28 protein-coding genes are annotated in these 18,459 nt (G+C 70.9%); 24 read left to right on the plus strand and 4 right to left on the minus strand.

The genetic code is table 11. From position 1 onward, the window contains the following. The first annotated feature begins 10 nt into the window (after positions 1 to 10). The 3 genes from OG393_RS34430 (at position 11) to OG393_RS34440 (ending at position 2,910) form a co-directional block, all read left to right on the plus strand. Positions 11 to 430, plus strand: coding sequence for a conjugal transfer protein TraB (locus OG393_RS34430; protein WP_327378997.1), 420 nt, complete (start codon positions 11 to 13; stop codon positions 428 to 430). 82 nt (positions 431 to 512) lie between these two features. Then, on the plus strand, positions 513 to 2,642 hold the full coding sequence (locus OG393_RS34435; RefSeq protein WP_327378998.1) for a chromosome segregation protein ParM: 2,130 nt from the start codon (positions 513 to 515) through the stop codon (positions 2,640 to 2,642). Positions 2,643 to 2,721: 79 nt separating this feature from the next. Next, the gene (locus tag OG393_RS34440) at positions 2,722 to 2,910 is read left to right on the plus strand and encodes a hypothetical protein (RefSeq protein WP_138899411.1); all 189 of its coding nucleotides are present in this window, start codon (positions 2,722 to 2,724) and stop codon (positions 2,908 to 2,910) included. Here OG393_RS34440 and OG393_RS34445 read toward each other — a convergent pair whose 3' ends face one another. Beyond that, positions 2,911 to 3,072, minus strand: coding sequence for a hypothetical protein (locus tag OG393_RS34445; protein WP_327379000.1), 162 nt, complete (start codon positions 3,070 to 3,072; stop codon positions 2,911 to 2,913). It lies immediately after the preceding gene. A 220-nt stretch (positions 3,073 to 3,292) separates the two neighbouring features. Here OG393_RS34445 and OG393_RS34450 point away from each other — a divergent pair, with 220 nt between their 5' ends. The 18 genes from OG393_RS34450 (at position 3,293) to OG393_RS34535 (ending at position 11,231) form a co-directional block, all read left to right on the plus strand. After that, entirely contained in the window at positions 3,293 to 3,784 is a 492-nt protein-coding gene (locus tag OG393_RS34450) for a hypothetical protein (protein ID WP_138899410.1), read from the plus strand. A 42-nt stretch (positions 3,785 to 3,826) separates the two neighbouring features. After that, entirely contained in the window at positions 3,827 to 4,624 is a 798-nt protein-coding gene (locus tag OG393_RS34455; RefSeq protein ID WP_327379001.1) for a hypothetical protein, read from the plus strand. Positions 4,625 to 4,744: 120 nt separating this feature from the next. Beyond that, positions 4,745 to 4,960, plus strand: coding sequence for a hypothetical protein (locus tag OG393_RS34460; protein WP_073920997.1), 216 nt, complete (start codon positions 4,745 to 4,747; stop codon positions 4,958 to 4,960). Positions 4,961 to 5,019: 59 nt separating this feature from the next. Next, positions 5,020 to 5,154 (plus strand): hypothetical protein, encoded by a 135-nt coding sequence (locus tag OG393_RS34465; RefSeq protein WP_327379002.1) that lies wholly within the window; start codon positions 5,020 to 5,022, stop codon positions 5,152 to 5,154. Between the two features lie 44 nt (positions 5,155 to 5,198). Next, positions 5,199 to 5,618, plus strand: a complete 420-nt coding sequence (locus tag OG393_RS34470) for an RRQRL motif-containing zinc-binding protein (protein WP_327379003.1) — start codon at positions 5,199 to 5,201, stop codon at positions 5,616 to 5,618. 116 nt (positions 5,619 to 5,734) lie between these two features. Continuing rightward, positions 5,735 to 6,244: a hypothetical protein gene (locus OG393_RS34475; protein WP_327379004.1), complete on the plus strand. Its 510-nt coding sequence runs from the start codon at positions 5,735 to 5,737 to the stop codon at positions 6,242 to 6,244. Then, on the plus strand, positions 6,241 to 6,591 hold the full coding sequence (locus OG393_RS34480) for a hypothetical protein (protein WP_327379005.1): 351 nt from the start codon (positions 6,241 to 6,243) through the stop codon (positions 6,589 to 6,591). Before OG393_RS34475 ends, OG393_RS34480 begins: the two co-directional genes overlap by 4 nt. Next, positions 6,588 to 7,574 carry an ATP-binding protein gene (locus OG393_RS34485; RefSeq protein ID WP_327379006.1) on the plus strand — a complete coding sequence of 329 codons (987 nt, stop codon included), beginning with the start codon at positions 6,588 to 6,590 and terminating at the stop codon, positions 7,572 to 7,574. The genes OG393_RS34480 and OG393_RS34485 overlap by 4 nt, the downstream gene beginning before the upstream one ends. Further along, positions 7,571 to 7,837: a hypothetical protein gene (locus tag OG393_RS34490; RefSeq protein WP_327379007.1), complete on the plus strand. Its 267-nt coding sequence runs from the start codon at positions 7,571 to 7,573 to the stop codon at positions 7,835 to 7,837. Before OG393_RS34485 ends, OG393_RS34490 begins: the two co-directional genes overlap by 4 nt. After that, positions 7,834 to 8,034, plus strand: a complete 201-nt coding sequence (locus OG393_RS34495; protein WP_327379008.1) for a hypothetical protein — start codon at positions 7,834 to 7,836, stop codon at positions 8,032 to 8,034. The genes OG393_RS34490 and OG393_RS34495 overlap by 4 nt, the downstream gene beginning before the upstream one ends. A 107-nt stretch (positions 8,035 to 8,141) precedes the next feature. Continuing rightward, positions 8,142 to 8,417 (plus strand): hypothetical protein, encoded by a 276-nt coding sequence (locus OG393_RS34500; RefSeq protein WP_327379009.1) that lies wholly within the window; start codon positions 8,142 to 8,144, stop codon positions 8,415 to 8,417. Between the two features lie 88 nt (positions 8,418 to 8,505). Further along, the gene (locus OG393_RS34505; protein WP_327379010.1) at positions 8,506 to 9,183 is read left to right on the plus strand and encodes a GGDEF domain-containing protein; all 678 of its coding nucleotides are present in this window, start codon (positions 8,506 to 8,508) and stop codon (positions 9,181 to 9,183) included. Beyond that, positions 9,180 to 9,620: a hypothetical protein gene (locus OG393_RS34510; RefSeq protein ID WP_327379011.1), complete on the plus strand. Its 441-nt coding sequence runs from the start codon at positions 9,180 to 9,182 to the stop codon at positions 9,618 to 9,620. The genes OG393_RS34505 and OG393_RS34510 overlap by 4 nt, the downstream gene beginning before the upstream one ends. Further along, positions 9,617 to 9,898 (plus strand): hypothetical protein, encoded by a 282-nt coding sequence (locus tag OG393_RS34515; protein ID WP_073920993.1) that lies wholly within the window; start codon positions 9,617 to 9,619, stop codon positions 9,896 to 9,898. Before OG393_RS34510 ends, OG393_RS34515 begins: the two co-directional genes overlap by 4 nt. Positions 9,899 to 9,921: 23 nt before the next feature. After that, positions 9,922 to 10,128: a hypothetical protein gene (locus tag OG393_RS34520; protein ID WP_073920992.1), complete on the plus strand. Its 207-nt coding sequence runs from the start codon at positions 9,922 to 9,924 to the stop codon at positions 10,126 to 10,128. Continuing rightward, positions 10,128 to 10,613 (plus strand): hypothetical protein, encoded by a 486-nt coding sequence (locus OG393_RS34525; protein ID WP_327379012.1) that lies wholly within the window; start codon positions 10,128 to 10,130, stop codon positions 10,611 to 10,613. Before OG393_RS34520 ends, OG393_RS34525 begins: the two co-directional genes overlap by 1 nt. Next, complete coding sequence (locus OG393_RS34530; protein ID WP_327379014.1) at positions 10,610 to 10,789, plus strand: hypothetical protein; 180 nt, start codon at positions 10,610 to 10,612, stop codon at positions 10,787 to 10,789. The genes OG393_RS34525 and OG393_RS34530 overlap by 4 nt, the downstream gene beginning before the upstream one ends. A gap of 94 nt (positions 10,790 to 10,883) precedes the next feature. Then, positions 10,884 to 11,231, plus strand: a complete 348-nt coding sequence (locus OG393_RS34535; protein ID WP_327379015.1) for a RapZ C-terminal domain-containing protein — start codon at positions 10,884 to 10,886, stop codon at positions 11,229 to 11,231. Positions 11,232 to 11,239: 8 nt separating this feature from the next. On the opposite strand, the gene OG393_RS34540 is transcribed toward OG393_RS34535, so the two are convergent. Beyond that, positions 11,240 to 11,581 (minus strand): hypothetical protein, encoded by a 342-nt coding sequence (locus tag OG393_RS34540; protein WP_442817450.1) that lies wholly within the window; start codon positions 11,579 to 11,581, stop codon positions 11,240 to 11,242. Positions 11,582 to 11,609: 28 nt separating this feature from the next. Then, positions 11,610 to 12,479: an IS5 family transposase gene (locus OG393_RS34545; protein WP_327379016.1), complete on the minus strand. Its 870-nt coding sequence runs from the start codon at positions 12,477 to 12,479 to the stop codon at positions 11,610 to 11,612. Positions 12,480 to 12,814: 335 nt separating this feature from the next. Here OG393_RS34545 and OG393_RS34550 point away from each other — a divergent pair, with 335 nt between their 5' ends. From OG393_RS34550 to OG393_RS34560, 3 genes are all read left to right on the plus strand, one after another. Continuing rightward, the gene (locus OG393_RS34550) at positions 12,815 to 13,825 is read left to right on the plus strand and encodes a tyrosine-type recombinase/integrase (RefSeq protein ID WP_327379017.1); all 1,011 of its coding nucleotides are present in this window, start codon (positions 12,815 to 12,817) and stop codon (positions 13,823 to 13,825) included. Beyond that, positions 13,822 to 16,311 (plus strand): tyrosine-type recombinase/integrase, encoded by a 2,490-nt coding sequence (locus tag OG393_RS34555; protein ID WP_327379018.1) that lies wholly within the window; start codon positions 13,822 to 13,824, stop codon positions 16,309 to 16,311. The genes OG393_RS34550 and OG393_RS34555 overlap by 4 nt, the downstream gene beginning before the upstream one ends. 211 nt (positions 16,312 to 16,522) lie before the next feature. Continuing rightward, on the plus strand, positions 16,523 to 17,914 hold the full coding sequence (locus OG393_RS34560) for an IS1380 family transposase (RefSeq protein WP_327372736.1): 1,392 nt from the start codon (positions 16,523 to 16,525) through the stop codon (positions 17,912 to 17,914). A gap of 120 nt (positions 17,915 to 18,034) precedes the next feature. On the opposite strand, the gene OG393_RS34565 is transcribed toward OG393_RS34560, so the two are convergent. Then, complete coding sequence (locus OG393_RS34565; RefSeq protein ID WP_327379019.1) at positions 18,035 to 18,376, minus strand: hypothetical protein; 342 nt, start codon at positions 18,374 to 18,376, stop codon at positions 18,035 to 18,037. Positions 18,377 to 18,459 lie beyond the last annotated feature (83 nt).

The raw sequence follows: 18,459 nt of genomic DNA on the forward strand, positions 1-18,459 counted from the left end.
AAACCCGCTGATGAGCAGCGATCTCGCACCCCGCCCCAGCGCTGCGGCACCCGCCGTGGCCGACGGCGACAACCGCTACAAGGCCGTCCAGGCCAAGCTCGACGCCCTCGGGCGCGCGCTGGATGACGCCGGGCTCGGCCTGGAGGAGCTCGTGCGCAGCGTCCGCAGGAACGCCAAGCGTGCCGAGGACGCGGCCCGCGACGTCGACAACGCCGAACTCGACCCGAAGTTCGTGGAGCTGACCAGCAACGTCGGCGTCGCCCTCGGGGGCGCCGGGGTGCAGGTCAAGAAGCTGTACGAGACGGCGCAGGAGACCGCCGACCTCACCCACGAGACCAAGCGCACCCACTCCAAGCTCTACGGCGCGCTGGACGACATCCGCTCCAACCGGCGGGAGAAGACGCCCCGACCCGGGTTCTTCAACCGCTGACCCCCTCCCCCACCCACCCCGCCACGGGCGGCCCCGCACACCTCGCGGGGCCGCCCGCGGCTGTTCTGCGAAGGAGAAGCCGGTGACCACGCCGCGCAGCGTCGCGCTCGAACGCCTCGCCTACACCCTCGCCGCGCCCGTGCTGGCCGTGGCCCCGAACCTCTACCCCGACAGCCCCGTCAACCAGGTCGTGCAGCTCGCCGGTGCGGCCGGGATCGGCGGCTGGTTCCTCGCCGCCAAGAGCGATGAGCCCGGCGCCGGACGCAAGATCCTGCGCTGGTCCCCGCTGGTCCTGGCCGCCGCCATCGACGTCACCGCCGGGCACACCGGCGGCTTCGGCCCGTACTGGATGGACGGGCTGCTCGCCGCGACCTGGGCGGCGGCCGGCTACCTGGTGATGCCTTTCTCCCGGCACGCCCGCCGCCGTCACCGCCCCGCGCTGGCCGCGCCCGTCGCGCAGCCGGCGCCCGCCGAAGTCCTCGAGGAGCCGGTCGTCCAGGACGACGGAGCCGACCTGCTCACCCGCGACGCGCGGATGCTGTGGGAGCAGGCCGGGATGCCCGGCCGTACGCACATCGTCAAGGCCACCCGGCACCCCGGCCAGCAGCACGACATGACGATCCTGCTGCGCGCCTCGGAGACCGGACGGCCGATCACCGGCCTGACCGAGGCTGCGGTCGCCGCACCGTTCGCCGTGCACTCCGGCGACGTCGTCCTGGCGGAGGTCGCCATCCAGCCCGGCCGCCAGGGCGGCCCCGGCTGGCTGGAGGCCCACATCACCCCCGACGCCAACCAGCGCCGCCGTAAGGCCCCCACCGACCAGGAGCGCTGGACGGACAAGGTCGGCTCGCCCAAGGGCGGGGCCCCCGGCTCCGAGCTGGTCCACAAGACCCGCGACGGCGTCCGGGGGGTCACCTTCTACCGGGCGAAGATGGCCGACGCCACCACGTCCCCGCGTATCGACCTGGCCAAGGTCTGCCGCGGCCTGGGCCTGCCCGAGGACGACAGCTGCGTGTTCGTCCTCATCGACGGCATCGAGTTCCTCATCAGCGCGTTCGACAAGCCCCCGCTGTCCGCGATCTTCCCCGCCACCCGGGAGCTGCTCACCCCGGACGCGAAGGGCATGTACGTGTGCGGGTACACCATCACCGGCCAGCCGGTGAAGAACATGGTGTTCCAGCACGACAAGAACGCCGCCCGGCACGGGCTGATCCTCGGTGTGAGTCGGTCGGGGAAGACGCAGTTCTTCGCGATCGACATGGCCGCCATGTCGCTGGCCGGGCAGGTCGTGTGGCTCTCCACCGTCCGCAAGGACGAGAAGACGTCCACGCTGGGCAAGTACATCGACCGGCAGGGCTCCAACGCCCTGTGGATGGCCCGCTCGCTGCGCGCGGCGAAGGCGCTGTGCGAGATCCGCGCGGAGATGCCCTGGCCGCACGACGGCGAGGCGCACGACTACAAGCCGGGCGATGCCCGCTGCCCCTACCGGCAGCTGAACGTGTTCGCGGACGAGTTCATGACCGCGGCGCAGGACGGGGACTTCGGCGAGTTCATCCAGAAGGACGGCGATGACCTCACGGTCACCGGCCTGAAGTACGGGATCGGCTTCAACCCGGCCGGGCAGTCGCCGTTCGCGCACAACGGCTTCAGCACGGAGATGAAGGACAACCTGCGGCAGAACAGCCGGCCGTCCATCTTCAACATGGGCTCGCCCGGTGCCACCCGCAAGGCGGCGGAGGGCACGATGGAGAACGCCTACGACGTGCCGACCATCCCGGCCCGCTACGCCCAGCAGGAAGGGTCCGCGATCGAGCGGGCCATGCGCGGCGAGGCCGACCCGGAGAACGGCGTGTCCACCGGCGGCGTCGCCATCATGGTCATGGACAACGGGCGCGCGGTCCTCATGCGGTCGCTGTACGCGGACTTCGACACCGACCTCGCCGAACTGTTCCCCGACGACGTCAACCACCTCACCGACCACGAGATCAGCGAGCTGGAGAAGCGCGGCCTGTGGTTCGACTGGAACGAGCCCGTACGGCCCGGCGAGTTCTGGCCCGAGCCCAAGGAAGACGACGGCGACGACGGCGGCTCCCGCCGCCGTGGCGGCGGAGGCGGCAAGGGCGGCGGCCGCGGCTCCAAGGGCGGCAGTCGCCAGGAGGTCGTCTCTGCCCGCAAGGCGCTGGAGGCCATCAAGAGCCTCACCGACGCCTGATCACACCCACCCACCCCGGGGGCCGGCCTGCCCGAGCGCGGCCGGCCCCAACCGACCCATGTGAAGGAGCACCACCACCGTGGCCCTCTCCATCTCCGCCGCCGTGCTGATGGGCATCATCGTCTTCGTCCTGATCAAGGGCGGCAACGTCCGCGTCGGCTCCGCGCTGGCCTGCACGCTGTTCGGCTTCACCCTCGCTGCGACCGGCCTGGCCCCGGCCATCAACAGCGGCCTCGCCTCGTTCGCCGGACTGATCTCCAGCTTCTGACTACGCCTCTTCCCAGGGCGGGTCCGGCGTGTAGTTGAGCCCTTCGCAGAAGCGGCAGTCCCACTCCGAGGGCACCTCCCACTTGTCGACCCAGAAGCCGACCTGCCTGCCCACGAAGAAGTTGTCTCCGTCGCACCACCCGCACTGGAAGACGAACTCCACCCCAACCCCTTCCCGACGCCTGTTGGTCCGAGGATGCCCGCAGCGCGTAGGCGGTGCCTACCCACCCGCCAGCCTCAACTCCCCTGCTACGCAACGCCGAAGGGCGCCGCCGGACACGCTCCGGCGACGCCCTTCGACGTCGCGCGCCCCTCCCCCACGCGCCCTCCCGGCCACCACGGCCAGGAGGGTGCTCCCCTTCCGCGTGATCGGAGAACACCCCATGGACCCCCTGCACACCCAGCACGGCATGCCCGAGTCCGAGGCCGCGGCCGAAGCCCGCCGCCTGATCGACGCCTGGGCGGCCAAGCCCGTACTCCACCACCCCACCTCGTTCCGCGACGAGACCGAGCCGCCGGCCTTCGGCACCACCCCGCCCGTGAAGCAGGAAGACCACCGGATCGTCCCGGCCTGGGCGGCCGGGATCGCCGTCGCGAGCATCGGCGTCGGCGCCGGGATCACCGGCATCGGCTGTGGCGCCTGGCTCGTGCTCCAGGGCCTGGCCTCCGTCACGTTGAACAGCGTCCTCATGGTCACCCTGCCGTTCGCGGGCCTGGCCATGGCCGCCACCGCCATCGGCGGCGCGATCAGCAAGGCCCGCGCGGCCGTCACCAAGAACGTCTTCGAGGGTCCGGTCACCCACCACACCGAGATCCACAACAACAGCACCACCCGCGGCGCGTTCTTCGCCCGCACCCGCAACGAGATCCGCTGACCCACCCCACCACCGCCCTCCGACAGAAGGAGCAGCCACGCCATGAACCACAATGACAAGCCCGTCAACGGCCAGGACAACCCGTCCTTCCTCGACCTCCTCAACCAGCTGCCGCCCGTGCCTCCGGCCCCCGAACCGGGCGCCAAGCACACCGCCGGGCGGCTCGCGTGGCTGCGCGCCGCGTGGAAGGAATCGTGGGAGGAGGGCGGCTTCCTCTACCAGCGCTGGGAGGAGGTCTTCCAGGTCCGGCACAGCAGCTGGCACGAGGTCGCCAACTGGATCAAGGCGGCCATGCTGTTCGGCGGGCTCAGCCTCATCGTCATGATGCTGGACGCCGCCGGCGACATCGCCGACGCCACACTCAAGGGCCTGTCCGCCGTCCCGGCCACCAGCGGCGGCGACGGCAGCGGCCTGTGGGGCACGGTCGACCACCCCGTCCGCGTGTTCCTCGCCGACCAGGCCGCGCACCTGGCCGTCGCCCCGGCCGCCCTGTATGCGTTCTGGCAGCTGACCGGCCTGCTCGGCCTGGTCGGCGGGTTCTTCGGCAACGCCGGTGCCCGCATCGCCTGGCTGCTGTTCGGCATCGGAACCCTCGCCATGATCTGGTCCACCGCCCCGGCCGGAGGGCGCGCCGCCGCCACCGGGCTCGCCGCCCTCATGTGGGCCCTGGCCAGCATCTTCGCCCTGCGCGGCCTGAGCCTGCGGCCCATCGTCCACAACCACCCGCCGCAGTACCAGTTCAGCCCCGCGCTCCACCTGCACGCCACGCTCCCCGCCCCCACCCCGGCGGGCGACGACTACGGCGACGAACCCGACAACGTCCACCCGCTCCAGCGCTGACCCCCCGGTCGCTCCGCCTGGTCCTCGCCCCTCCCCGCCACCGCGGGGCCGGGGCGAGGGCCGGACAGGCCGACCGGCCTCACGCACCACCCGACCTGTCCCCGACCGAATGGAGAACACGTGGCCGTCATAGGCGTGCTGACGGAGCCGACCCCACCCACCTGGTGGAAGGCGAACCGGCACAAGGTCTACGGCACCGGCGGACTGCTGATCGGATACCTGATCGGCACCCACCTGCAAGGCGCCCCCGACCAGCAGCCCCAGCACCCGCGCCCGAGCCACACCACGCCGGCCCCGACCACGCCCGGCGCGCACCGCACGCACACGCCCGCCTGACCCGGCACCCGCCGCTCCGCACCCCGCCGACACGTTCGACGTCGGCGGGGTGCGGAGCTGTGCACCGACCTCTGGAGGAACTGCCCGTGCTCATCCCCCGCCCGCGCCGCCGCATCGGCCGGCCCCGCCCGCAGCGTCCCGGCCCCCGCCACCCGTACCGCCCCGACCGGCTGCCCGGCACCTGGCGCCGGTGATGCCGCGCCGCCGAAAGAGGCGCCGCCGCCGCGAGGTGACCCGGGTGCCGCGCAGTGACGCGGCGCTGCCGGAGTTCGACCGCGGCACGGTGCCCGAAGGGCTCGTGACCAGACGGAAGTTACGGGACATGCAGCTGAGTCCCGGCAGCAATCAGGGCCCGGTCGCGATCCTGCGGTGCAGGTTGTGCGCGACCCGCCCGCAGTGGTCCTGCCGTCACCCGACCCGCGGCTTCCTGCTCCGCGTCGACCTGGCGGTGCCCAAGCGCACGCCGACGCTCGCTCAGGAGTGGGCCCTGGACAAGGCGATGGCAGCACGCCAGACGTGCGGCGACTGCGGGAGGCGGTTCTACTTCTGCCTCTCCAAGAAGCTCGGCTGTTGCATCGAGTGCTTCGACGGCACCCCGGTGGACCCCAGCAGCTACTTCGCGCCCTCGGCACCCGCCGCTCACCGGCTGGCCGCGTAGCGCGAGCCCCGTCCCGGCCGCACAGGCCGGGACGGGGGCCACACCCGGGCGGCCGCAGCATCGGCAAAGAGCCGGCCGCCCGCTCCCTCACCCATCGAGATCAGGAGAAATCCAGCATGACGCATCGCCCCGCAGTCTTCGCGGCCCTGCTCGGACTGACCCGCGCCGGGAGCGCGATCGGTGATTTTTGGGTCCAGAACGACTTCTGCGCCCGGGTGAAGGGCGCCTCCGACGAGCACCCGGTCACCTTCAAGGACCCGGCCACCGGCCAGGAGACCACCCACGGCACGGCCGGCGGCCGTTCGGCGTGCCTGCACCACTGCCTGACCTATACGGCCACGCAGGCGCTCGTGGCCGGGGCCGGTGCCCGTGCGCTCGGCATCAGGGTCCACCCGGCGGCGGCCGCGGCCGCGCTCGCCATCTCCTTCGGCACCCACTACGCCGCAGATCGCAGGGTTCCCGGCAAGGGCCTGCTGGAGAGGATCGCCACCAAGACCGGCAAGGGCGGCTTCTACAAGCTCGCCGACTTCGGCATCAACGGGGCGTTCCACCTGGACGGCGCCTGGCACCACGGATGGGAAACCGTCGCCGCCCTGGTCGCCACCACCAAGGCCACCACCCGGTGACCGGCCGCCCCCGCACCCGCCTGGACCGGGTGCGCGCCTCCGTCGGCATCGCCCAGCTCGCCCTCCAGCAGATCGAGGACGACCTGGGCGCCGACGACGTCGACGCCCGCGAGCTCGCCGCGATCCTGCGCGAGCTTCAGGAGGACATCGACGTCCCCGGCGGCCTCTTCCCCGCCCTCGCGCAGCTGCTCACCGTCGCCGCGCGCCGGGCGGAGCAGATCGAGCCCGACCGCGACGGTGACGCCTCCTGCCCCCTGCACGAGGCCGCCGCCCTGCTCACCGACAACGCCGGGCCGCGCTTGAACTGGTCCGCCCGCTCCCTTCACCCGCAAGGAGATCCCGCATGACCTCGGTGCTGTACCCGGACCTGCCCGAGAACGGGCTGATCGTGCTGATCGGCGCCTCGGGCGCGGGCAAGTCGACCCTGGCCCGCACCTGGCCGGCCTCCCAGGTCCTCTCCCTCGACGGCCTGCGCGGCGTCGTCAGTGACGACCCCGGTCGGCAGGACGCGACCGGCGACGCCGCCGACGTCCTCAAGCTGATCCTGGAGCGCAGGATGGCCCGCCACCTCAACACGGTCATCGACGCCACCAACCTGGACCAGCCCGTCAGGGCGGAACTGGTGACGGCCGCCAAGCGGCACGGCATGCCGACCGCCGCGGTCGTCGTCGCCACGCCGCTGGACGTGTGCCTTCAGCGGCAGGGCCCGCGCCCGGACAACCGGCGGGTGCCCGAGGACGTCGTCCGGTCCCAGCACCAGGCCATGGTCCACTCGCACCAGCGGCTCACGGCCGAAGGCTTCAACACGGTCGTCTTCGCCGACACCCTGCACCGCCTGGAGCCGTTCCTCGGGCGGCTTTCACAGGTACGGGAGGCCGACCTCGGGCGCGACGGCAGCGACGGCCTGGGCGACCTGTGGCTGGCCCGCCGGTTCTTCGGCCCGGAGATCCTGCCGCTGTGGCGGTGGCGCCCGGACTCGGACCTGGCGGGCGGCGACCGCGTCGCGGAGATCCGCCTCGGGCAGCAGTACCTCACCCTGGCGCTGCGCGAGGACGTCGACGGCGAGGGCGACTTCGGCTTCGACGTGGCGCTCCCCTGCCCCGCGGACCCGGAGTGCGCCGGGCAGGCGTGGGCGCCGGCCTACTCGGTCAGCGACCTGCACAAGGCGCTGACCGGCGCGATGGACAACGACCCGGACATCGTCTGCACCGTCCACGGCGGCCCCGACGACGTCGACCAGGAGGCCGACGACCACTACCGGGACTGGGACGACGACCCCGAGGGGCGCGCCGACCTCGAGGCGCAGGCCCTGGAGGCGATCAGCGCATGAGCACCAAGGCCCCCGCGTGCGGCTGGGACCAGGCCGTCTTCCGGTGCGGCCGGTGCGGCGCCCAGCACACCGCCATCACCGAGGCCGACTACCTCAAGGCCGTCGGCGCACACGGCGACGCCCACGCCGTGTGGGACCGGCTGAACCCCATCGAGCGCGACGGGATCACCTCGATCCTGCGCACCATCCTGTCCGCGCCGGAACTCGCCGCGGAGCTCCTGGCCCTCGCCGACCGGCAGCCAGCGGAAGGCGAGGGCCGGTGAGCCGGGCAGCCGACGGGCCGCACCCGCACCCGCTCACCCCGGCCGACCTCCCGGCCGGGGACGACTGGGCCCACGGTTGCCCGGACTGTCATCTCCCGGTCCAGGGCGGGAGCGCCGGTCTCGCCGCGCACCGCCGCACCGTCCACACCCACGCCGGGGACTCCCGGCGGCCCATCACGATCCATCTGGAGTTCTGACCCGCCCCAACCTGCGTGACGGACGCTCCGTGCCGCCCCGGTCTCCCCGCACGACGGGGGCCGGGGCGGTCGCGGTGGTCCCTCAACACAGAGAGGAGTTGGACGTCATGCGCCGATACGAGGTAGACGTCCCGATACACCACGCGACGGACCAGGACCGGCGAGGACATCACGTCTTCAACGGCTGCGCCGCCGGACCGGGCGAGGCCCTGGCCGCCGCGCACAGCGCCTACGACCGCGCCGTGCAGTACGTGTCCGCCGGCCGCCCGGCCCCCGACGACTCCAGCGACGGATGGGCCGCGCGCGGCCTGCGTTACGACTGGGTCCTGGACTGGCACAAGGCCACCGCCAAGGCGTGGGTCAACCCCAACAGCCTGATGTGAATTCGCCCCGAGGCAGGCGCCATAGGCGTCGAAACCGTCGCCTGCCCCGGGTTCCCCATCCCGTACGAGACGAGAGGGAGATCCCAGTATGGACTCCGTCCTGCACACGACGGGCCGGTTCGGCCCGCGCACCCTCCTGATCACCGCCGCCGCCGTTCCGCTGACCGGCTGGGCGGTCCACGCCGTCGCGCTGTACAAGCAGATCGCCGCCAAGGAGAAGGACCCGCTGACCGGCCTGCTGCGCCGCGACGCCTACACCGCCCGCGCCCGCCGGCTCCTTGCCCGCCACGGCGACAAGGTGACCGTGGTCATGGTCGACGCCGACCACTTCAAGCAGATCAATGACGGCATGGGCCACGAGGCCGGGGACACCGTCCTCGCGTCGATCGGCGCCCGGCTCACCGCGTGGGCGGGCCCGCGCGCGTCCGTCGGCAGGCTCGGGGGCGATGAGTTCGCCGTGGTCCTGGAGCTGACCGCCGACCGCCGCGCGCTGCGCCTGGAGCAGCTGGTCCGGATGCTCCACGTGCCGGTCACCCTGGACGACGGCCGCACCGTCGACGTCGCCGCGTCGGTCGGCGCCGCGGCCCCGGCCTCGGTCGGCTCCCGCGACCTCACCGCGTTGCAGAGGGCCGCCGATGCCGCTCTCTACGACGGCAAGCACTCCGGCCGGGCGGTCCTCGCGACGGCGCACCACGTCACGGTGGCGTCCATCAACGGCCGCCGGGCCGGACGTCCGGGCACGGCGGTGTGGGGGCGGGCCGCATGAGCACCGTGACCCTGCCCGAGGGCGACTGGATCCGCGGCATCAGCATCCGGCAGCCGTACGCGGCCTGCATCCTCGCCGGAGCCAAGACGGTGGAGAACAGGCCCGTCAGGTGGCGGACCGGCTGGGTGCTGCTGCACACGAGCAAGACCCTCGACCGGCCCGCCCTGCGCGTCCCGCTGATCGGCCGCACGATCCGCGACCGCCAGCTGGTCACCGGCGCGGTCGTTGGCGTCGCCCGGATCACGGACTGCCACCAGGACCTCGAGGGAGCGCCGCTCTGCTCGCCGTGGGCACACCCCGGGGCCTGGCACCTCGTGCTCCAGGACGTCCAGGAGCTCCCCCTGCCTGTCCCCGCGCGCGGACAGGTCGTGCCCTGGAAGCCGAAGCCGGACCTGCTGGAGCGTGTCTTCCAGCAGCTGCCCGGCTTCCGGCCGTGACCACCCGAGCCAAGAAGAAGCCGCCGTTCGAGCCGGGTCTTGTCCCGGCTCCCGGCGCGCTCCTCGAATGGCGCGACAGCCAGCACTACGACCGCTGGCAGGACCGCCCCTGCGTGCTGTGCGACAAGCCCACGCCGATGCGCTCCCACGCCGGGGAGCCCGTCCACAAGGCGTGCGCGGAGGACTGGATCGCCGCGAACCCCGTTGAGGCCCGCCGCGAGGGCCGCTTCGCCTCCGACACCCAGCCCAAGAGCACCAAGCGCGCCACCCACGCCTGAACCCCTCCCCCTCGGAGGTCCCCATGAGCAGCACCGACCGCGACGTCGACCACGCTCTCGCCTACCCCGAACCGCCGGCCTCTCCGCTCTGGCACCGCCACGGCGCCGCGAAGGCCCGGCCCCTCACGCCCGCTGAGCAGAAGCGCAACGCCGAGCTCCTGGTGCTCGCGCAGCGCACCCCCCGACCCCGCTCCCCTCGCCCCACCGAGACCCTGGCGGAGGCCAGCTGATGGACACCACCCACTGCACCGTCGACGGCTGGGTCGACGCGATCCCCGCCCCCGGCCCGCACGGCACCGCGATGTTCGACCTGACCGTCTGTCCCGTCGACGCGGACACCCTCCCCGAGGACGCCCCCGACACGATCGTCTCCTGCACCAGCACGGCCGCCGGGATCGTCCACGAGCTGCTGACCCGCATACAGCCTGGCGACCTGCTGCGCGTCACCGGCGACCTGGTCCAGCCTCAGCACCCCGGTACGCCCGCCCGGCTCACCGTCGACGTTCTTCAGGTCCTGGACACCGCGCCGATGCTGGCCCTGAGCGACATGGTCATCGACCGGTACGGCGACTACTGCGTGATCTTCGACGCCGACACCGACGCCGTACCCGTCTTCACCGCGCGCGGCACGTGGGTCGGCCTCGCCGACAACCCCGACGCCATCACCACCCTGATCGACATCCACGAGCGCGTGCACGGCGGTGACGACCGATGACCACCGCCGCGCCCTCCCGCACCGTCCTGGAGCGCTTCCCCGCCGGCCACCCCCGCGGCTCCTGGCCCGCCGACGAATACGCCGCAGCCCAGCGCGCCCAGGGCCACGACGCCCACGTCGTGATGGACCTGACCACCGACCAGTTCCTCGTGGTCACCGGCACCACCACCCGATAGCCCGCGCCAGACACCAGAGCGCCGCACCTGAGCCGGAAGGCCGGACGCGGCGCTCTGGCGTTCCTTGTCCTTCACCACCGAGCAGGAGAACCCCTTGCACCCGATCCGCCTGATCTCGTTCGGCTACCTGCACCTGCCCACCGGCCCGGACGGCTCCCCCGTACCGCCCGCTGCCGACCGCATTGAGGACGTCCGCGCCCGGCTCCGCGACCCGGCCGCCGCCCGCGACATCCTCGACCTCGACGGCTTCCACCCCCGCGTCCAGGACGTCGTCCTCAACACCCCCGGCGCCCGCGAGCTCCTCGCCAACCTCGCCGACTACGCCGACCTGCCCGCCGGCCCCCGCCGGATCGCCATCGGATGTGCAGGAGGTAGGCACAGAGGTGTTGACCGGACTACCGCACGACACGCCGGAGATGAGCACATCCCCCGCATGGCCTAGGCCGTGTTTTAGGTAGCGCGGGCGGCCAGCCACTTGGTGAGGTCGCCCGCGATGCGGTCGTTGCTGGTCTCGACGGTCACGTCGTGTTCGCGGCGGGTGGTGTCGCGGCGGACGACCTCGTATCCGCCCTCGTCCAGGACGGCGACGGAGGCAAACCAGACGGGGTCGTCCTGGTCCGGCTGGATCACGACGAACGTGTTGTCCGAGTCGTTCAGGTCGTCGATCAGCATGAACAGCGCGTCCTCGGACGGGTCGTCGACATGGTCACCGTTCTCGCTGTCGGCGCAGTAGTACCTGGCGGCCACCGAAGCCCTCCCCGAAGATGTGCTGCCCAATGCCGTGATCAGCATGGCACGGCCGTATCGGCAGGCCGCTGGTTCACAGCCACTGATGGATCGCCGCGACCTGGACGGCCGCCTCGAACCGGACGGCGAGCTTGTCATAGCGGGTCGCGACAGCCCGGTGCTGCTTGAGGCGGCTGATCCCGCACTCGACCGCGTGGCGGGCCTTGTAGTCCTCCCGGTCGAAGACCGGCGGCCGGCCACCGGCCCGGCCGCGGCGCTTTCGGTTGCGGACCTGGTCGGCCGGCTCGGCGATGGTGCAGCGGATCCCGCGTCTGCGCAGGTAAGCACGGTTGGCGCGCGAGGAGTACGCCTTGTCACCACGCACCCGCAGTGGCCTGCGCCTGGGACGACCACCGCCGACCTTGGGCACCCGGATCGCTTCCAGGACCGGCTCGAACTGCGGACTGTCACCCCGCTGACCCGCCGTGAACAGCAACGACAGTGGCTTCTGGCCCTGCTCGCAGGCCAGATGGATCTTCGTGGAGAACCCGCCCCGCGACCGGCCCAGCCCGTGGTCCTCCGGTTCGGTCCCGACGCCTCCCGGGGGCTCCTTCTGCCCGGCCCCGTCCCGGCGGGCACCAGCCGCGTGCTGATGGGCCCGGCAGACCGTGGAGTCGACGTTCACCTCCCACGTGATCAGCCCGGCCGCATCAGCCCTCGCCTGCAACAACGTCAGCAGCCGGGCCCACACACCCTGCCGCTGCCACCTGCGGAACAGTCCGTAAACGGTCTGCCAAGGCCCGTACTCGCGCGGCAGATCACGCCACGGAACACCCGTCCGTACCCGCCACCGAACTCCATTGATCAACCGCCGCCGGTTCCCGGACCTGCGGCTCACGCCTGCCGCAGGCAGCAACGACTCCAGCACCGACCACTGCTCATCAGAAAGATCCCCACGCCCCACACCATGATCATCACGGTGCAAGGCGTGTACCGGAACCCCGATCTAAAACACGGCCTAGTCGGTAGACGTTGCGCATCCGAACGACGAAGGAGCGCAAAGAAGTTGGACGCAGCGTCTCGCGACATCCAGTTGATCCGCTTGCCGAGATGGGGGCATGTAGCCGTAGGAGCCGGGGCGGTGCCCTGGCTGGTCTTCGACGAGGAGGGAAGAGCGGTGGAGCCGATTCGTAGGTTCCTGATCGACTTCGTCGCTCGGGACAATCGGCCGGGCAGCGTCCGCAGCTACGCCTTCGATCTTCTGCGCTGGTGGCGATGGCTTCGCGTGGTCCAGGTCGAATGGGACCGGCCACGTCCGCCGAGGTACGCGACTTCGTGCTGTGGCTGCGGGTCGCGACGAAACCTCGGACGTCGGCGCGGACGCACTCGGCAGCGACCGCGGGGACGACTAACACGATCACGAAGAAGCCGTACCTGGACGACCTCTACAAGCCGCGCACGATCCGGCACAGCAACGCTGTACTCCGGAGCTTCTACGAATTTTGGATCGAGTCGGGCAGCGGCCCGCTGGTCAACCCGGTGCCGCTGGCCCGGAGCGCGAGGCGCCGCCCGCATGCCCATCACAACCCGCTGGATCCCTACGGCGGCGAGGGCCGACTGCGCTATAACCCCAAGGTCCCACGTCGGCGGCCACGGCAGATGCCGGACGAGCGATGGAACGAGCTGTTCGCGGCCCTGCGGTCCAACCGGGACCGGGCGATCCTCGCGCTCGGCATCAGCAACGCCGCTCGGGCTTCCGAGATCCTCGGGGTTCGCGGCGTTGACGTCGACTGGGGCGATCAGCTAGTACGCGTCGAGCGCAAGGGTTCCCAGGCCGAGCAGTGGCTTCCCTCCAGCCCTGAGTCGTTCATCTGGCTGCGGCTCTACCAGAGCGAGGGCCCGCCGCTGGATCCGCAGGCCCCGCTGTGGTGGACACTCCGGCGTCGTGACCACGGCGCCGGGCTGGCCTACCAGCCGATGAACTACGAGGCCCTGCGCGCGGTGTTCCGCCGGACCAACGCCCTGCTGGGCACGAACTGGTCGATGCACGACCTGCGGCACACCGCCGCGCTGCGGATGTCCAGGGACAAGCGGCTGTCGCTGCGAGACGTGCAGACCATCCTTGGTCACGCCAACCTGAGCACTACCGCCGACGTGTATCTCGTCGAGGAAGAAGAGCAGGTCATCGCCCGGGTTCAGGAGTACCTCGCCGCCCGTGAGGAACGTGCGAAGCACCCCGTGCCGACCGGCGTCGCGACCGGTTACGAGGCTAGCGACCTGGCCGTGCTGTTCGGAGGTGGCCAGGCGTGACGCTACAGGGAGGCCGCCGAGCCAACTCCGTCCGCCGGGCCGGAACCGGCCCCGCGCCGACGAAGCCGTTGTTCATCGAGCACGACCTCAAAGCGGACAAGGAACGCGTCGGCCCGCACGACCACCTCACCCGAGACGAGGTCCTGGCCCTGCTGCCGACCTCGCCGCTCTGGCCGCAGAGAACGTACAGCCGCGGCATGTGGCCCGGAACTGTCCGGCTCGCGGGGGCAGCCAAGATCCTCGACTGGCTGCTGACCTTCCCTGAAGACGGGTGGCAGGGACGATGGCTTGCGGCCGGGGCGGACCAGGGCAAAGAGCTGATCCTGGCCCTGAACGAGGACGATCCGCGCTGCGCGGAGTCCAGGCGCAACGAGCTCATGATGGGTCTCAACAGTCTGCTCGTCAGCCGGGTGGTCCTCCCGCGCTACGTCTTCCTGCGCGGCTACAAGGCGATGCGGCTCTTCAAAGACGTCCAGCAGATGTTCCCCGCCGGCCAGCTGGACCGAATGCGCGACTTCGGCGCCGAGATCGGCATGATGCCCCGGCACATCGACGAGGGCCTGCGGGTCATCTCCTCGATCATCCTGCACACCGGCCGGGACCTCGCCCAGCTCACCGCCGAGGACGTTTTCTACCTGCGGGCCGTCGGGCGGCGAGAGACCGGTGAGGCATACGTGGGTACCCACAGCGCCTGGGACCTGCTGCGGGGCGCCGGTGTCATCGACTCGAAGGACACCCTCAAGGACGCGCTGCGGCACGGGCAGCGACCCACCGCCGAGCTGGTCGACGCCTACAACATCCAGTCCACGCAGGTCCGCAACCTGCTCGTCCGCTACCTCGAAGAACGCCGCCCCGGGATCGACTACGGCACCTTCCGGGGACTGGTACGCGAACTGGCCGGAGTGTTCTGGGCGGACATCGAGGCACACCACCCCGGCATCGACACCCTCCGTCTGCCCGACGAGGTCGTCGACGGCGGGAAACAACGGCTGGTTACCTACGTCAACAAGAGCGGAGAGGTCAAAGAGCGCCGTTCGCGCATCGACGTCATGATGCGGGTGCGCGGCTTCTACCTCGACATTCAGGAGTGGGCGCACGACGACCCGTTCTGGGTCCCATGGGCAGTGCCAAGCCCGATCACGCGAGGCGACGGCGCCGGGAACCACAAGATCTACAAGCAGACCACCTCCCGGATGCACCAGCGAGTCCGCGAGCGGCTGCCTCATCTTCCCGTGCTGCTGGAGACAGCCGAGCGAGTGCACCGAGAGTCCGTCGCTCTACTGGAGGCTGCCCGCGCCACACCGTTCAACGAGACCTTCGAGCACGGCGAGGCGCGCTACCTGCGGGTCCTCCCCAGGGTGAATCAGGTGCCCAGCCGCCTCGATCACGGCTCACGGCACGTCTTCATCAAGGAGGTCGGCAGCACCGGACGAAGGATCAACCAGAGCCTCGTGGAGGATGACGCCTTCTGGGCCTGGGCGATCATCGAGACGCTGCGGCACACCGGCGTTCGCGCCGAAGAACTGACCGAGCTCACGCACCTCGCGCTGGTCTCCTACAAACTGCCCGACACCAACGAAGTCGTCCCGCTCCTCCAGATCGTCCCCTCCAAGAGCAACGAGGAACGGCTCCTGCTGGTCAGCCCCGAACTGGCCAGCGTCCTGGCCACGATCATCAAGCGCCTGCGCGACGCCAATGGGGGGAAGATCCCGCTGATCTCCCGCTACGACTCACACGAGCGCGTCACGGGCCCCCAGCTGCCGCACCTGTTCCAGCGCCGCCCCTACTGGCAGCCGCAGGTCATGAGCGAGGCCGCCATCAAGCGCGCCCTGGACCGGACCCTGGAGGCCACCGGACTCCACGACCAGGCCGGCGAGCCACTGCGCTACACACCGCACGACTTCCGAAGGATGTTCGCGACCGAGGCTGTCACCGGCGGACTTCCCGTCCACATCGCAGCCCGCATCCTCGGTCACAAAACACTGACCACCACCCAGGCATACCTCGCCGTCTTCCAGGACGACCTGGTACGCACCTACCGAGGCTTCCTCGACCGGCGCCGGGCCGAGCGCCCCCAAGAGGAATATCGCGAGCCGACCGCGGCGGAGTGGCACGACTTCCAGCAGCACTTCGAACTCCGCAAGGTCTCCCTCGGCACCTGCGGCCGCCCCTATGGCACCCCCTGCAAGCACGAGCACGCCTGCATTCGCTGCCCCGTCCTCCAGATGGACCCCCGCCAGAAACCCCGCCTCATCGAGATCATCCAGAACCTCCGCGAACGCATCCGCGAGGCCCGCGCCAACGGCTGGCTCGGTGAGGTCGAGGGGCTGCAGGTCAGCTTCGACGCCGCGATGGCCAAGCTCAGCAGCCTCAAGAACGCCCCCGCCGACGGACGCCCTCAACTGGTCGACCTCGGGATCCCCGTCTTCACAGACAACACGCCCACGCCTCAACTCGATATGGGAGAACCCGGACTGCCAGGCTGACTACCTCCCACCACCGAAGTACTCACGGCCCCGCCTTCGGCGGGGCCGCTTTTACTGCCGTGGGCGCCAGGTTGAGCCGGCTACTTTTCAGCCCGGATCCACCGGTTGATGTGCGGCGGTGACGTTGCCGGGAACGAGGAAGTGCCCTGTGACCTGCGATGATGGGAGTTCTCACGCTTCCAGCACGCACGACCAACAGGGCACTTCTGAGATGCAATCTTCCCATGCCGCGGCGAAGGTCTCCGCACGGTTCGATGATCCGAATCTGATCGCGTACGGCGGGCTCGCGCCGCTGGTGCGCCTGGCCGAGCGGTGCGGCCTGCCCGGCCTGGTCGGCGAGATGATGCGGCTGCCGGCCTCGAAGAACGGCACCGGTTCCTTCCCGGCCGCCAAGTCGATGGCGCTCATCGCGGGCATGGCCGCGGGCGCGGACAGTATCGACGACATGGACCGGCTGCGGCACGGCGCGATGCGGCGCCTGTTCACCGGGGTCCGCGCCCCGTCGACCCTCGGCAGCTTCCTGCGGTCCTTCACCCACGGGCACGTGAAGCAACTGCACGCCGTCGCCCGCCGGTTCCTGCCTCGCCTGGCCGCGCACACCCCGCTGCTGCCCGGCGCCGACACGGTCGCCTACCTCGATCTGGACGACACCATCAAGCCGGTCCACGGCTATGCCAAACAGGGCACCGGTTACGGATACAACAAGGTCAAGGGCCTGAACGCGCTGATCGCGACGCTGTCCACGCCGCTGGCCGCCCCGGTGATCGCCGCAACCAGGCTGCGCAAGGGCAGCGTGAACTCGGTGCGCGGAGCCGGTTCGTTCGCCGCCGAGGCGGTCCGCACCGCCCGCGCGTCCGGTGCGACCGGGATGCTGACCGTGCGGGCGGATGCGGCCTACTACGCCGCCGAGGTGATCGCCGCCTGCCGCGCGCTCGGCGCCCGCTTCTCCGTCACGGTGCGGATGAACGCCTCCGTCAAGCAGGCCATCGCCGCTATCGACGAGACGGCCTGGACGCCGATCAAGTACCCCAAGGCGGTGTGGGACAGCGAGGAGGAACGCTGGATATCGGACGCCGAGATCGCCGAGATCGAGTACACCGCCTTCACCTCGAAACCGAAGAAGCAGCAGGTCACCGCCCGTCTCATCGTGCGACGCGTCAAGCGCCTGAACCCCGCGACCGTGCCCGGGGGCCAGGGCGAGCTGTTCACCGCCTGGCGCTACCACGCCGCGTTCACCGACAGCACGCTGCCGCTCATCGACGCCGAGCGTGACCACCGGCGCCACGCGATCGTGGAACAGGTGATCTCCGAGCTGAAGAACGGCCCGTTCGCACACGCCCCCTCGGGCAGCTTCCAGGCGAACGCCGCCTGGCTCGCGCTGGCCGCCCTCGCCTTCAACCTGACCCGCGCCTGCGGAACGCTCGCCGGCACCTTTCACGCCCGCGCGACGTGCGCGACCATCCGTGATCACCTGGTCAACGTGCCCGCCCGTCTGGCCCGTTCGGCCCGCCGGCTCACCCTGCACCTGCCCGAACGCTGGCCCTGGCACGACGCCTTCGAAGCCCTCTTCAACACCTTGCACACCCCGCCCCAACCGACCTGACCTGCCCGTATCTGACCCGCCCGCCAGGGCCCGAGAGCTGTGGACATGTGGAAAAGCTGGGCAGACCAGCGGCCACCCCATGCCCGCCGCCAGACGCATCGCCTCGATCACCGAAAACGATCACTCACGAAACGAGCCGGTGGATCCGGGTTCAGGAACACCGCTTTGGGCAGGGCACTGCCAGTCGGCCGCATCGATCGCACCGCCCGCCATGTCACTGAGGTGGAAGCAGTTGCCGTTGGCCCACACCGTGACCGAATCCCGCCGATGGTCGACCTGGAACGGCTCGTCCCGACGCAGCGTTCCGGACCAAGAGCCGTCTTCCGCCGGGGAGTGAGTGACAACGACGCAGGTCTGCCCCGGCAGGAGCTGGTAGGCATCGGCCCACGGCTCCACGGTCAGCTCCAACGCTGCTTCACCGTCGTTCCTGACCAGCAGCCGTGCGGTTCCCCCAGTGAACACTCAAGCACCTCTCGTTGCCCCGCAGGCGATTGCGCATGTGCCTCCGAGGATGGACCAAGTCCCTGCCTCGACTGCTGCTCTGG

Source organism: Streptomyces sp. NBC_01216, from assembly GCF_035994945.1.
In the GTDB taxonomy this organism is placed as follows: Bacteria; Actinomycetota; Actinomycetes; order Streptomycetales; family Streptomycetaceae; genus Streptomyces.